Origin of the sequence: Sphingomonas sp. Leaf257 (assembly GCF_001422185.1) — a bacterium.
Lineage (GTDB): Bacteria > Pseudomonadota > Alphaproteobacteria > Sphingomonadales > Sphingomonadaceae > Sphingomonas > Sphingomonas yabuuchiae.
Genome location: NZ_LMMH01000036.1, coordinates 35,303 through 49,520, shown reverse-complemented (window position 1 = coordinate 49,520; position 14,218 = coordinate 35,303). Strand labels below are relative to the sequence as shown.

Here is a 14,218-nt window from a genome sequence, read left to right as displayed (position 1 = left end):
CGGGGCGATGCGTGGGAGGCCTATGCCGAGCGCTCGCTATGGCCTCCCCCGCATTGTCTCGCGCGCTTCGACTTTCGTGGCGACTGGGCCCCGGCCTTCGCCGGGGAACAAGGCGCTCTTACCCCTCCACCCGCAACCGATACCCCACCCCCAGCTCGTTCGCGATGACACTCCCGACCGGCTGTGGCGCTTCCAGCTTCTGGCGCAGGTTGCGCACCACGATGCGCAGATAATCGATACGCGGGTCCTCGTCCCCGCCCCAGGCGGCATCGATGATCTTGTCATGCGTCACCACCCGGCCAGGATGGCGCGCCAGCACCGCCAGCACGTCATATTCCTTGCGCGTCAGATGCTGTTCCTCACCACCCCGCGTCACCACCCGCCGGTCGAGGTCGATCGCCAGATCGCCGGTCTTCACCACGCTCGGCGCCGCCTCCGCCGCGCGCCGGTGCCGTAACGCCACGCGCAGCCGCGCCAGCAATTCGTCCGTGTCGAACGGCTTGGTGACATAATCGTCCGCGCCCAGATCGAGCGCGGCGACCTTCTCCTCAGTCGCCTCGCGCGCCGAGACGACCAGGATCACCCGCTCCGCCCCGCGCAACAGCGGGATCAGGCTCAGCCCGTCGCGGTCGGGCAGCCCCAGGTCGAGCAGCACCGCATCGGGATGGTCCGCCGCCGCGCGCGCCAGCGCATCGCGTCCGTCGCGCGCCTCGACCACCAGATGCCCTGCTTGCTCCAGCGTGTTGCGCAGCAGGCGACGGATCGCGACCTCATCGTCCACCACCAGGATTGTCGCGGGCATCAGGCCATTCCCTCCGGCACCCCATCACACATGACAAGGTCGCGCATAATATGGTCGCGCGGGAAACAGAGCGCGAAGGCCGCGCCCTCGCCATCCTCGCGGTTGCCCGCCTCTACGCCCAGACCCATGGCCTCGGCAAAGGCCTTGACGATGGCGAGGCCGAGACCCGTGCCGCCCGCCACCCGGTCCGAGCCTTCCAGCCGCCGGAACGTCTCGAACACTTCCGCTTCACGGCCGGGCGGCAGGCCGGGGCCATGGTCGAGCACTGACAGGCGCAAGGTGCCGTGGCGGTGCCGCCCCTCGATCACGATCTCGGTCCCCGGATCGCCATAGCGCCCGGCATTGTCGAGCAGGTTGAGCAGGCAATGATGCAGCAGCTGCGGATCGGCGCGGACCAAAGGCAGGTCGGGCGGCACGTCGAGGCGTACCGAATGCCCCTCCAGCGCGCGGCGGGCATCATGCGCCGCGCCGGTCACGGCATCGCTCAGGTCGATCGCCTCGATCTTCAGCTTGAGCGCCCCCGCCTCGACCCGCGCCATGTCGAGCAGATTGGCGACGAAGCGATTGAGCCGCGCCGCCTCCCCCTCGATGGTCGAAATCAGCTCGGGCGTCGCGCCCTGCCGCAGTTGCGCGGCGGCGGCCATCACGGCAGTCAGCGGCGTGCGCAGATCATGGCTGACCGAAGACAACAGTGCCGCCCGGAGCCGGTCGCGAGTACGCACCGCATCGACGTCGCGCACCTCCGCCTCCAGCCGCAGCCGTTCGAGGATTAGCGCGGCCTGGTCGATCAATCCGGTCAACAAAGGCAGGCGGTCGGCACGCACCGGCTCGCCCCCGGCCTCCCGCGCCAGCCCCAACACGGCGAGCGTCCGGTTGCCCGCCTTTAACGGCTGGAACAGCCATTCGGACGCGGCCAGCGTCGCCGAACCCTTGCCCGCGGGCGTGCCGGTGTCGAATGCCCAGTGGGCGGCCGCCATCTCCATCGTCTCCAGCCGGTAATCGGGTTTGGTCGCCGCCTGTACCGCCAGCCCGGCGGGCGACGGGGTGAGCAACACCGCCTGCACGTCGAACAGCCTGGCGATGTCTTCGCAAATGACACGCGACGCCTCGGCCGGGTCGGCCAGACCACTCAGGCGGTGGAGGAAGCCAGCCAGCGTCGCATTGTCTCGCGCACTTGCCGCTGCGAGATCGGCCTGCGCCCGCACGCGCGAGGTCAACTGGCTGGTCGCGACCGCGACACCCAACAGGACGAAGATCGAGATGACGTTTTCGGGATTGCTGACGCTCAGCGTGCCTACGGGGGGCAGGAAGAAGAAGTTATAGGCCAGGCTCGACGCCAGTCCCGCAAACAAGCCCGTGCGCAGGCCATAGAGGCTCGCCGCCGCCATGACCGGCAACAGATAGAGCAAAGCGACATTGCCGAGGTTCAGGATGTGGAACAGCGCGCTCGCCAGCGCCGTCACCGCCGCCACACCGAGCAGCGTCAGCCCATAGCCGATGGGTAAGCCCCATTGCCCGCGCCGGCGGGTCCGCTCGCGCTCGACCGGCGCTTCGCCGACGGGCAGAACATGGACGGTGACGCCCGGCGTCTCGCGCACCAGCCGGTCGACAACCGAGCCGTGCCTCAGCTCGAACCAGCGCGAGCGCTTGGCCTTGCCGACGACCAGCTGCGTGGCGCGGGCGTCGGCAAGGAAGGCGCGGATACCCTCGACGACGCTGGGCGCGGGCACGGTCGCGACCGCCGCACCCAGCTGCGTCGCCAGCGTCATCGTCGCGGCCAGCCGCCGATGCTGCGCCTCGCCCAGGGTCGCGGTGCGCGGCGTGTCGATAAACAAGGCGGTCCATGGCGCGCGGAGCGCATCCGCCGCGCGCTTGGCGGCGCGGACCAGTTCGTCGGCACCGGGCAGTTCGCTGACCGCGACGACCAGCCGCTCGCCCGCCGCCCATTGTCCGCCGACGCCCAGCGACCGCACATGGTCGAGCATCTGCGCATCGACCGCCTGCGCCGCCCGCCGGAGCGCCAGTTCCCGCAACGCCGACAGGTTGGACTTGGAAAAGAAATGCGACAGCGCGCGCGTCGCTTCCTGCGGCAGATAGACCTTGCCCGCCTTCAACCGCTCAATCAGTTCGTCGGGTGGGATGTCGACCACCTCGATCTCGGCGGCCTCCAGGATGCGGTCGGGCACCGTCTCGCGCACGCGGACACGGGTGAAGCTGGCGACGACGTCGTTCAGGCTCTCGACGTGCTGAATGTTGACGGTGGAATAGACGTCGATCCCCGCCGCCAGCAGCTCCTCGACATCCTGATAGCGTTTGGGATGGCGGCTGCCCGGCGCATTGGTGTGCGCCAGTTCGTCGACCAGCGCGAGGCGGGGCGCGCGGGCCAGGACCGCATCGATGTCCATCTCGTGCAGCGTCCGCCCCTCATAGGGTACGGCACGGCGCGGCATGACCTCCTGCCCCCGGACCAGCGCCTCGGTCTCGATCCGGCCATGGGTTTCGACCACCGCGACGACGACATCGACGCCGTCACGGCGGCGGGCGGCGCCCTCGGACAGCATCTCGAACGTCTTGCCGACGCCGGGTGCCGCCCCGAGGAAGATTTTCAGGCGGCCGCGCCCCTCGCGCTCGACGGCGCGCAGCAAGGCGTCGGGATCGGGGCGCGGCTCGCCTGCCGTCATCGCTTGGAAGCGGCGTCCAGTGCGCGATTGAGGGCGAGGACGTTGACATGCGGGTCACCCAGCACCGAGTCCTCGGTCTTGGCGACGACCAGCGCACGAACCTGCTCGACACCCAGCCCCCGGACGCGGGCGACACGCGAGACTTGCGCCAGCGCGGCTTCGGGCGACAGATCGGGGTCGAGGCCCGAACCGCTGGTGGTGACGAGGTCGGCAGGTATCCCGCCCATCACGCCCTCGGCACGACGCTTGGCGACATCGGCCTTCACCCGGTCGGCCAGTGCCTGCGAGGTCGGCCCCAGGTTGGAACCCGACGAGGCCAGCCCGTCATAGCCCTTGCCCGCCGCCGACGGGCGCGTCTGGAAGTAACGGTCGCTGACGAACGCCTGTCCGACGATCTCGGAGCCGATCACCCGGCCATTCGCCTCGACCAAACTGCCATTCGCCTGATGCGGGAAGATCGCCTGTCCGATGCCGGTCATCGCCAGAGGATAGACCAAGCCGAGCAGGATCGCGAACAGGATCGTCATGACGATCGCGGGCCGAAATGCGGAGGTAATGTCCGTGTTCATGATATTTCCTTCCTCAAGCCCCTCCCCTTCAGGGGAGGGGTAGGGGGTGGGGCGTTCCCACAAGCGCTTCGTTCGCGGCGACGCCCCACCCCAACCCCTCCCCTGAAGGGGAGGGGCTTTTGCCCTCAATTCACGCGAGGCCGAGGCCACCGACCACAAGGTCGATGATCTTGATGCCGACGAACGGCGCGATCAGGCCGCCCAGGCCATAGACGGCGAGGTTGCGGGCCAGCAGCGGCCCCGCCCCCATCGGCTTGTAGGCGACGCCCTTCAGCGCCAGCGGCACGAGCAGCGGGATAATCAGCGCGTTGAAGATGATCGCGCTCAGGATTGCCGATTGCGGCGTCGCCAGACCCATGACGTTCAGCACGCCGAGCCCCGGATAGAGCGCCACGAACATCGCCGGGATGATCGCGAAATACTTCGCCACGTCATTTGCGACCGAGAAGGTCGTCAGCGCCCCGCGCGTCATCAGCAACTGTTTGCCGAGGCCGACGACCTCGATCAGCTTGGTCGGATCGCTGTCCAGATCGACCATGTTGCCTGCCTCGCGCGCGGCCTGGGTGCCGGTGTTCATCGCGACGCCGACATCCGCCTGCGCCAGTGCCGGCGCATCGTTGGTGCCGTCGCCGCACATCGCGACCAGCTTGCCGCCCTGCTGCTCCTGACGGATCAGCGCCAGCTTGTCCTCCGGCGTCGCCTGGGCGAGGAAGTCGTCCACGCCCGCCTCGGCGGCGATGGCGGCGGCGGTCAGGGGGTTGTCGCCGGTGATCATCACCGTGCGGATGCCCATGCGACGCAGTTCGCCGAAGCGCTCGCGGATGCCCGCCTTGACCACATCCTTCAGGAAGATGGCGCCGAGCAACCGGCCATTTTCCGCCACCGCCAGCGGGGTGCCGCCCGCCCGCGCGATCTCGTCGGTGATGCGACGCAGCTGGGTCGCGGCCGCCGTCTCACCCGCGCCCGGATGGGCGCGCAGGATCGAGTCGACCGCGCCCTTCTGGATCAGCCGATCACCGATCCTCACGCCCGAGATGCGGGTCTGGGCGGTGAAGGGGATGATCTCGGCATTGGCGGGCAGGCTGGCGACCGACACCTTGAACTGCTCGCGCGCCAGGACGACGATCGAGCGGCCTTCGGGCGTTTCGTCGGCGAGGCTGGCCATCAGCGCCGCCTCGGCCAGCGCATCGACATCCGAGCCGCCGACGGCGCGGAACTCGCTCGCCTGACGGTCGCCGATGGTGATGGTGCCCGTCTTGTCAAGCAGCAGCACGTCGACGTCGCCCGCCGCCTCGACCGCACGGCCCGACTTGGCGAGCACGTTGAAGCGGACCAGACGGTCCATGCCCGCGATACCGATCGCCGACAGCAGCGCGGCGATGGTCGTCGGAATCAGCGTGATCAGCAGCGCCGCCAGGATCGCCACCGGGATGCTGCCGCCCGCGAAGGACGCGAAGCCCGGAATGGTGCCGACCGCGATCAGGAAGATGATGGTCAGCCCGACGAGCAATATGGTCAGCGCCACCTCGTTCGGCGTCTTCTGCCGCTCGGCCCCCTCGACTAGGGCGATCATGCGGTCGAGGAAACCCTGGCCCGGATTGACGGTGACGCGCACTCGGATTTCGTCCGATATGACGCGGGTGCCCGCCGTCACCGCCGAACGGTCGCCACCCGCCTCGCGGATGACGGGCGCGCTCTCGCCGGTGATCGCAGCTTCGTTGACGCTCGCCACACCCGCCACGACTTCGCCGTCCGAGGGGATCAGGTCGCCGGTCTCGACCAGCACCACGTCGCCGATCTTCAGCGCGCTGGCGGGAACATTCTCCCACTCATGGCCAGCGCCCTTCAACCGCTTGGCGGTGAGTTCGGCCTTGGCAGCGCGAAGCGAGGCCGCCTGCGCCTTGCCGCGCCCTTCCGCCAGGGCCTCGGCAAAAGTGCCGAACAACACGGTCAGCCACAGCCAGACGACCAGTTGCAGCTTGAAGCCGGTGGTCAGCCCGTCATGTCCGACGACGAGCAGGACGGTCAGAAGGGCGGCGACCACGGCGGTCACGAACATCACCGGGTTGCGGATCAGCTCGCGCGGATTGAGTTTGACGAACGAGGCCTTGATCGCCGGGAGCACCAGCTCGGCGGTGAACAGGCTCTTGGTAGGGGAATTGGCCATGAATGGCGCTCCCGATCAGAAGAGTTGACCGCGGATCATCGCGAGATGATCGGCGATGGGACCAAGGGCGAGGCTCGGCAGGAAGGTCAGGCCGCCCAGCACCAGCACGATGCCGACGAGCAGACCGACCCACAGCACACCCGTGGTCGGGAAGGACCCGGCCGAGGCGGGGACATGCTTCTTCGCGGCGAGGCTTCCGGCAATGGCGAGCATCGGCACGATGATGAAGAAGCGGCCCACCCACATGGCGACGCCCAACAGGCCATCATACCAGGGGGTCGCGGCGGTCAGGCCACCAAAGGCCGAACCGTTGTTCGCGACCGCGCTGGTGAAGGCGTACAGGATTTCGCCGAAACCATGCGGCCCCTTGTTGAGCGGCCCCGCCAGCCCCTGCCCCGTGACGCACGACAAGGCGGTCAGGCCGAGGATGAACAGCGGCAGGACGGCGATGGCGAGGACGGCGAGTTTCACCTCGCGGCTTTCGATCTTCTTGCCGACATATTCCGGCGTACGACCGACCATCAGGCCTGCGACGAACACGGCCAGGATGGCGAACAGCAGAAAGCCGTAGATGCCAGCGCCGACGCCGCCGATGACGACCTCGCCCAGCTGCATGTTGAACAGCGGGATCATGCCGCCCAGCGCGGTGAAGCTGTCATGCATCGCATTGACCGCGCCGCACGACGCCGCCGTGGTGACGGCCGCGAACAGGGCCGAGGCGGCGACGCCGAAGCGGACCTCCTTGCCCTCCATGTTGCCGCCCGCGACGCCCAGCTGGTGCAGCACGGGGTTGCCCGCCGCTTCCGCCCAGTAACAGACGGCCGCGCCGCCCAGGAACAGCAGGATCATCGCCGACAGGATCGCCCAGCCCTGCCGCGTATTGCCAACCGCCTTGCCGAAGCACCAGGTCAGGCCGAAGCCGATGACGAAGATCGACAGCATCTGGACGAAATTGACCAGCGCGGTCGGGTTCTCGAACGGATGCGCGCTGTTGGCATTGTAGAAGCCGCCACCATTGGTGCCGAGCATCTTGATCGCTTCCTGGCTGGCGACGGGGCCGAGCAGGATCGACTGGCGCACGCCCTCCAGCGTGTCGATATTGACGACACCGGCCATGGTCTGCGGCACGCCGCTGGCGATCAGGAACAGGGTGTAGACGACGCAAAGCGGCAGCAGCAGGTACAGGGTGATGCGCGTGACATCGGCCCAGAAGTTGCCGAGATGCTTCGTCTCGCGCCCCGCAAAACCCCGGAACAACGCAAAGGCCAGCGCGATGCCGGTCGCCGCCGACAGGAAGTTGTGGATGGTCAGGCCGAGCATCTGGGACAGGTTCGACATGGTCGACTCGCCGCCATAGCTTTGCCAGTTGGTGTTGGTGGTGAAGCTGATCGCGGTGTTGAACGCCAGATGCGGGGTCAGTCCGGCCAGCCCCTGCGGATTGCCGGGCAGGTAGAATTGCAGGCGCAGCACCGCATAGGTGAAGACCATCAACGCAACGTTGAAGATCAGCATGTGCAGCGCATAGCGGCGCCAGCCCTGCTGCGCGTTCGGGTCGATGCCCGCCATCTTGTAGAAACCGCGCTCGACCGGACCGAGTGCGACATGCAGGGGCGTGCGCCGCCCCTCATAGAGCGCGAACAGCCACGCGCCGACCGGCTTGGTCAGTGCGAGCAGGATCGCGACGAAGCCCAGGATCAGGGCCCATCCTTGAAGCGTCATGGTGCCGCCTCCTTCAGAAGCGTTCGGGGCGGATCAGCACCGCCACCAGATAGACGAGAAGGCCGAGCGCGGTCAGCGCCGCCAGCCATAGGTCGAGGGTCATGGCTCAGCCCTCCTCACGCATGGTCGCACAGGCGGGCATAGGCGAGCGTCGCCGCGACCAGCCCCGCCATGACCAGCAACCAGATCAGATCGTCCATGTGCGATGCTCCTCAGAAACCGGCGGTGAGGGTGGCGAGGAAGGTGCTGCCCGCGATATTGCCGGTGCCGTCCTGGCCCTTGCTGAAGCTCGGCCGCAGATAGGCGGCTTTGCGATCGGAAATGCTGGTGTCGACCCAGGCCAGACCCAGCGTCAGGTTATGCCAGCTCGTGTCCGCGCCCAGCGACCAGTCCCAATAGTCGCCGGTCGGCGTCGGGGCGGTGGCGTTGGGGCCGAGGCCATCCATGCCCCAGCTATGGCCGATATGCGCCTTGGCGGTGAACGGCGTGCCGGTGATCGCCGCCGCGCCGTCGCCCCAGACATAGAGATTGTCGCTCTTCGCGCCGGGACGGTCATAGACGCCCGCCGCCGCGCTGGCGCCGTTGTTGTACCATTTGCCGATCGCCTGCTGCTTGGGCGCATAGGCGACACCGGCGGTCAGCGAGACCGGACCGGTCGTGCCCGACAGCTTGGCGAAGGGCTCGGCATAGTCGGTCTTGTTCGCGCCGCCCGGATACATGTACCAGGTCAACCCGACGTCCAGCGTGCCGGTCGGGCTGATCTTGGTCTTGTACCCGCCGATCAGGTCCAGCTCCATGTTCGCGCCGCCGAACGTGCCCCACCCCGCCAGGTTCGACGCCCAGGTGCCGACATAGACGCCGCTCTCATGGGTCGCCGTGATGCCCGCCTGCACCGCCATATGCTCGTCCGACTGCGAAATGCCGCGCAGGCGATAGTCGGAGACGATCGAGGCCGATCCGCTGACGGTGACGGGCGACGGCGGTGCGGTCTCGGCGGTCTGCGCCGATGCGGCGGCCGGAAGCGCGAACAGCGCCGTGGCGGCGCAAAAGGTGATGGTCTTCATATATGCCCCTATGGACAGGTCGCCGGGATGAGTGGGCGACCTCCAGGGCCGAGCAATTAGGCCCGAGGGGCGTAGCAATTCGAGGGCGATCCCCCGGTTTCGCATATAGACGGCGTATAGTGACTTCTCACATTCCTCCCCTGCAAGGGGAGGGGGACCAGCGAAGCTGGTGGAGGGGTGTCACCGGTCGCGAGGGTGGCGAAACTTCACCAAGCGGGACACCCCTCCGACGCGCTGCGCGCGCCACCTCCCCTTGCAGGGGAGGAAGAGAACGGCGTCACCAAAACGTCAACGATCTCGGCCATGGCGGGACATGGTCACCTTCTCCCGCCGCTCCCTCCTCTCCGCCGGTGCCGCCCTGACCGGTGCCGCCGCCCTGCCCCCGGCGATCGCCCGCGCCGCCGCCATCGCGCCCGACCGGCGGACCGGCACGATCCGCGACGTCGAGCATGTCGTCATCCTGATGCAGGAAAATCGCGGCTTCGATCATTATTTCGGCACAATGCGCGGCGTGCGCGGGTTCGGGGACCGCTTTCCCATCCCGGTGGCGTCATCGGACGGCGAACCCCGCAGCGTCTGGCAGCAACTGGACCGCAAGGCCGAAGGCGGCCCCCGCCTCGTCTCGCCCTTCCACCTCGACACCGACAAAGAATTCGCCCTGATGCGCATGGAAGGCACGCCGCATACCTGGCCCGATGCGCAGGCCGCCTGGGACGAGGGCCGCATGGCGCACTGGCCCGAAGCCAAGCACCAGCGCGCCATGGGTCATTATGCCCGCGCCGACCTGCCCTTCCAGTTCGCGCTGGCCGAGGCCTTCACCCTCTGCGACGCCTATCACTGCGCGGTGCAGACGGGGACCAATACCAACCGGCTGTTCCTGTGGACCGGCACCAACGACCCTGGCGGCCAGGCGGGCGGCCCGGCGATCGGCAATTCGCATGACAGCTTCGCCGAGAATGGCGGTGCGGCCGATCCCTATCGCTGGACCACCGTGCCGGAACGGATGCAGGCGGCGGGGATCGACTGGCGCATCTATCAGGACATGGCCGACAATTTCACCGACAACCCGCTGGTCGGCTTCCACACCTATCGCGAGGCGTATCACGGGCGCGGCGATCCGGCGCTGAAGGACCGGGCGCTGACCACGCGCGGGCTGGACGCGTTGAAGGCCGATGTGCTGGCCGGGCGCTTGCCGCAGGTGTCCTATGTCATCGCCACCGCCGCCGGGTCGGAGCATCCCAACCCCTCCAGTCCGGCCCAGGGCGCGGCCTATACCGCCGAACTGCTCGACGCGCTGACCGCCGATCCGAAGGTGTGGGCGCGCACCGCGCTGTTCGTGATGTTCGACGAGAATGACGGCTTTTTCGACCATGTCCCGCCGCCCGCCCCGCCGTCGCGCGGGCCCGATGGCAAAGCGCTGGGCGGGTCGACGGTCGATCTGGCGGGGGCCTATCATGACATGGCCTCGACCGGAGACGCGGATGTCGACAAGCCCGCCTATCGCGGCCGCCCCTATGGCCTGGGCCCGCGCGTGCCCATGTATGTCGTCTCGCCCTGGAGCCGGGGCGGCTGGGTCAATTCGGAAGCGTTCGACCACAGCAGCGTTATCCGTTTCTTGGAGACACGCTTCGGCTTTCACGAACCCAATATCGCGCCCTGGCGGCGCGCGGTGTGCGGCGACCTGACCAGCGCGTTCGACTTTGCCGGGAGCGATACCGCGACGCCCAGCCTGCCCGATCTGCGCGAGCAGGCGGTCCGCGCCGCCGCGATCAAGGGGCAGGTCAGTCCGCAGGCCCCCGCCTCGCCCGGTGCGCCTGCCCAGGAACCCGGCATCCGCCGCGCCCGTCCCCTGCCCTATCGCCTTGAGGTGCGACGGATCGTCGATCCGGCGGGCGCTCGGCTGCGCTTCCGGGCGGAGGGCGCGGGGGCGGTCTTCCATGTCTATGACCGGCACGCGCTCGACCGGGTGCCGCGCCGCTATGTGCTGGCCGCAGGCACGCAGATCGAGGATGTGTGGCCGACCGCCCATGACCTGTGGGTGCTCGGCCCGAACGGCTTCCACCGTCATTTTGCCGGACGTGATGAAACCGCCGATGTGCAGCACGTCATCGGCGACGATGGCCTGATCCTGACCGTCCCGCCCGGCCTGGACGACCTGTCGATCCTCCGCCTCGAACCCGGCAAGGCGCCGCCCTTACCCCGCCCGCTGAGGCCCGGTCGCCACCGCTGGTCGCTCGACGCCGATCTTGGCTGGTACGATGTGACGCTGACCCGCGCCGGCGACCCGCATTATCGCCTGCGGCTGGCCGGACGCCATGACCGCCCCGGCCGTGCGACGGTCAGCGATCCGTTCCGCGCCTGACCTTCGAGCAAGACGTCATTAAATCAAATTGTGCTGAGCCCCTCCCCTTCAGGGGAGGGGTTGGGGTGGGGCCTCGCCACGAACGCCACGCTTGCGGCAACGCCCCACCCCCCGCCCCTCCCCTGCATCGTCCGTTACCCCGATTGGGAAGACCGTCTTAGAACATATCTTGACCGCGTAGAATACGACCCGTTCGTTTGGGGGCAGCATGAAAGCGACCGCCTTGGCCATGCCGCCTTCGGCCTCNGCCGAAGAAGCGCGCCTTTCGCACCATCGCATCGGCGATGCGGCCCAAAGCTTCCACCCACAAGGAGCGGGATATTTCCTCTTCCCCGCCAGTCGGTGCAGCGATAGGGTAGCGATCACACAAATGATTTGCGTTATTGGGGGGATGTTACATGCGGGGCAAAGCGCGCGCCACGGTGTCCGGCGGTCGTTGGCGGTGGGCCTGCGCCGCATCCGCGCTGCTCGCGGGCGTCGCGCCTGTCGCCCTGGCGGCCGATCCGATTGCCACCGTCGAGCGTAACGGCGCGCTCGTCTCGGTCGAGCCCTATGCCCCCGGTATCGTCCGCGTCACCATCGCCACCGACCGCGCCGAAGCAGAGGCCAAGCCCGGCTATGGCCTGGTCGCCAAAAGCGATGCGAACGGCTGGTCGCACCGCGCCGATGCCAGCGGCGACGTCTTCTCTGCGCCCGGCATGACCGTCACCGTCGCCGCCCAGCCCTGGCCCAAGCCGCCCAGCCAGATGGAGCGCTATTTCGCGCCCTCGCTGCCCCCCGTCTCGATCAGCTTTGCCGGTGCAGACGGCAAGATACTGACCCGGATGAACGGCTGGGAGAAGGCGCCGCACACCGTCTCGGACGAGAAGACCTTCCGCGTCGGTGCCAGCTTTTCCGACACGCCCGACACCCATTATTACGGCCTGGGCCAATATCAGGACGGCGTGCTCGACCTTCGCGGCCGGACCATCGATTGCCGCCATGACTATGACCGCCCCGGCGGCGAGTCGGTCTGCGTGCCGTTCATGGTGACGGACAAGGGCTATGCGATCCTGTGGGACAATCCGTCGGCGACCACCGTCTCGCCGGGGCTACTGAACGCGACCAAATTCGCCTCGAATGTCGGCGAGCGGGTGTCCTTCTTCGTGATCGTGGGCAAGACCGCCGACGAGTTGTATGCCGGTTACGCCCGCCTGACCGGCGCGACGCCGCTGCCGCCCAAGGCCGCTTTCGGCCTGATCCAGAGCAAGGCGCGCTACGAGACGCAAGGCCAGCTGACCGAGATCGCCGATGGCTATCGCAAACGCGGCCTGCCGCTCGATATCATGGTGCTCGACTGGTTCTACTGGACGCGGATGGGCCAGTTGGACATCGACCGCACCGCCTTCCCCGATCCCAGCGGCATGAACGCGCATCTCAAGTCGATGGGGATGCAGAGCATCATCAGCATCTGGCCGCGTTTCGAGCGGGAGAGCCGGTGGTTCGACACGCTGGCCGCCAAGGGCTGGCTGATGAAGGACAAGGACGGCAATCCGGTCGACGGCCTGCCGATCCGCTCCGACCGCGCGGGCGCGCTGATCGACAGCACGAATCCGGAGGCACGCGCCTGGTTCTGGGGCAAGATCCGCGACAACATCTTTTCCCAGGGCTTCGACTATGCCTGGCTGGACGAGACCGAGCCGGACCTGGTGCCCGAGGGGCATTTCTATGCCATCGGGTCGGGCGATCGGTATCGCAACGTCTATCCGCTGCTCCATACGTCCAGCGTCGCCGAAGGATCGGCGCGTGATCGGCCGGACAAACGCAACATGATCCTGTGCCGCGCCGCCTATCTGGGCACGCAGGCCAATGGCTGCCTGTTCTGGTCGTCGGACGTGCAGTCCAACTGGGAAGCGCTGCGTCGGCAGGTACCCGCAGGCCTGGGCATGACGGCCAGCGGCATCGCATACTGGTCGAGCGATACGGGCGGCTGGCAATGGCCCAATGGGCCGGACGCGCAACACCCGGTGCTAGTCAACCCGGCGGGCGCAACCGCGATGGCGCCGTCCTACCGCGACTATCCGGAACTGTTCGTCCGCTGGTTCCAGTATAACGCCTTCACACCCACGCTGCGCATTCATGGCCAGCGGCCAGGCACCGCGCTATGGGACTATGGCACCGCCGCCGAGCCCATTCTCGCGAACACCCTGCGGCTGCGTTACGCACTGATGCCCTATCTCTACGCACTGGGGCGGCAGACCAGCCAGACCGGCGCGCCCTTCATGCGCGCGCTGTTCATGGACTTCCCCAACGATCCGGCGGTGAAGGATCTGGGCGACGAATATATGTTCGGCCCCGCCTTCCTGGTCGCGCCCGTCACCGAACAGGGCCAGACGTCGCGTCGGGTGTATCTGCCCTCGGGCACGGACTGGTATGACTGGTGGACCGACAAGCGTTACACCGGCGGCCAGTGGATCGAGGCGGCGGCCCCGATCGACCATATTCCGCTGTTCGTGCGAGCAGGCTCGATCGTGCCGATGGGCGTGTCCGTGCCAAGCACCGCGACCGCGCAGAACCTGGAGAGCATCCGCATCTATCCGGGCCGCGATGCCAGCTTTACGCTCTATGACGATGACGGCACGACCAACGCCTGGCGCAAGACGGGCGGACGCAGCGCGACATTGCGCTGGGACGATAGCGCCCGCCGCCTGACCGCCAGCGGTCGACTGCCCACGGGCCAGTCGCTCGACCCCCTGGTCAAGATCGTCGGACAGTAAGATCGGGCCCGGCTCCCCCCAGGGGGGCCGGGCTTTTCCTGACCTATCAGATACAATCGTTTTTGTGGACGGACCGGACAAAACGGCCGAAAGAGGAG

Annotated in this window: 9 protein-coding genes; 2 read left to right on the top strand and 7 right to left on the bottom strand. The window is 67.8% G+C overall.

Annotated elements, in window-relative coordinates; translation table 11 throughout:
- Positions 1 to 118 precede the first annotated feature (118 nt).
- From ASF14_RS19220 to ASF14_RS19190, 7 genes are all read right to left on the bottom strand, one after another.
- On the bottom strand, positions 119 to 802 hold the full coding sequence (locus ASF14_RS19220; protein ID WP_056439141.1) for a response regulator transcription factor: 684 nt from the start codon (positions 800 to 802) through the stop codon (positions 119 to 121).
- Entirely contained in the window at positions 802 to 3,483 is a 2,682-nt protein-coding gene (locus tag ASF14_RS19215; RefSeq protein ID WP_056439138.1) for a sensor histidine kinase, read from the bottom strand. Before ASF14_RS19215 ends, ASF14_RS19220 begins: the two co-directional genes overlap by 1 nt.
- Positions 3,480 to 4,052, bottom strand: coding sequence for a potassium-transporting ATPase subunit KdpC (gene kdpC / locus ASF14_RS19210; protein ID WP_056439135.1), 573 nt, complete (start codon positions 4,050 to 4,052; stop codon positions 3,480 to 3,482). The genes ASF14_RS19215 and kdpC overlap by 4 nt, the downstream gene beginning before the upstream one ends.
- A gap of 130 nt (positions 4,053 to 4,182) precedes the next feature.
- Positions 4,183 to 6,219 (bottom strand): potassium-transporting ATPase subunit KdpB, encoded by a 2,037-nt coding sequence (gene kdpB / locus ASF14_RS19205; protein WP_056439132.1) that lies wholly within the window; start codon positions 6,217 to 6,219, stop codon positions 4,183 to 4,185.
- Between the two features lie 15 nt (positions 6,220 to 6,234).
- On the bottom strand, positions 6,235 to 7,938 hold the full coding sequence (gene kdpA / locus ASF14_RS19200) for a potassium-transporting ATPase subunit KdpA (RefSeq protein WP_056439129.1): 1,704 nt from the start codon (positions 7,936 to 7,938) through the stop codon (positions 6,235 to 6,237).
- A gap of 13 nt (positions 7,939 to 7,951) precedes the next feature.
- Positions 7,952 to 8,041, bottom strand: a complete 90-nt coding sequence (gene kdpF / locus ASF14_RS19195) for a K(+)-transporting ATPase subunit F (RefSeq protein ID WP_037531783.1) — start codon at positions 8,039 to 8,041, stop codon at positions 7,952 to 7,954.
- Positions 8,042 to 8,150: 109 nt separating this feature from the next.
- Positions 8,151 to 9,002: a TorF family putative porin gene (locus ASF14_RS19190; protein WP_056439127.1), complete on the bottom strand. Its 852-nt coding sequence runs from the start codon at positions 9,000 to 9,002 to the stop codon at positions 8,151 to 8,153.
- Positions 9,003 to 9,315: 313 nt separating this feature from the next.
- Between ASF14_RS19190 and ASF14_RS19185 the strand changes: the two genes are divergently transcribed.
- A complete protein-coding gene (locus ASF14_RS19185; RefSeq protein ID WP_056439124.1) occupies positions 9,316 to 11,364 on the top strand; it encodes a phosphocholine-specific phospholipase C in 2,049 nt (682 codons plus the stop codon).
- A 398-nt stretch (positions 11,365 to 11,762) separates the two neighbouring features.
- On the top strand, positions 11,763 to 14,120 hold the full coding sequence (locus ASF14_RS19180) for a glycoside hydrolase family 31 protein (RefSeq protein ID WP_082442350.1): 2,358 nt from the start codon (positions 11,763 to 11,765) through the stop codon (positions 14,118 to 14,120).
- Positions 14,121 to 14,218: the final 98 nt, after the last annotated feature.

What these genes read in the sequence shown, in the direction of transcription:
- ASF14_RS19220 (WP_056439141.1), bottom strand. Translation starts at nt 802, where the DNA reads ATGCCCGCGACAATCCTGGTGGTGGACGATGAGGTCGCGATCCGTCGC.
- ASF14_RS19215 (WP_056439138.1), bottom strand. Translation starts at nt 3,483, where the DNA reads ATGACGGCAGGCGAGCCGCGCCCCGATCCCGACGCCTTGCTGCGCGCC.
- kdpC (WP_056439135.1), bottom strand. Translation starts at nt 4,052, where the DNA reads ATGAACACGGACATTACCTCCGCATTTCGGCCCGCGATCGTCATGACG.
- kdpB (WP_056439132.1), bottom strand. Translation starts at nt 6,219, where the DNA reads ATGGCCAATTCCCCTACCAAGAGCCTGTTCACCGCCGAGCTGGTGCTC.
- kdpA (WP_056439129.1), bottom strand. Translation starts at nt 7,938, where the DNA reads ATGACGCTTCAAGGATGGGCCCTGATCCTGGGCTTCGTCGCGATCCTG.
- kdpF (WP_037531783.1), bottom strand. Translation starts at nt 8,041, where the DNA reads ATGACCCTCGACCTATGGCTGGCGGCGCTGACCGCGCTCGGCCTTCTC.
- ASF14_RS19190 (WP_056439127.1), bottom strand. Translation starts at nt 9,002, where the DNA reads ATGAAGACCATCACCTTTTGCGCCGCCACGGCGCTGTTCGCGCTTCCG.
- ASF14_RS19185 (WP_056439124.1), top strand. Translation starts at nt 9,316, where the DNA reads ATGGTCACCTTCTCCCGCCGCTCCCTCCTCTCCGCCGGTGCCGCCCTG.
- ASF14_RS19180 (WP_082442350.1), top strand. Translation starts at nt 11,763, where the DNA reads ATGCGGGGCAAAGCGCGCGCCACGGTGTCCGGCGGTCGTTGGCGGTGG.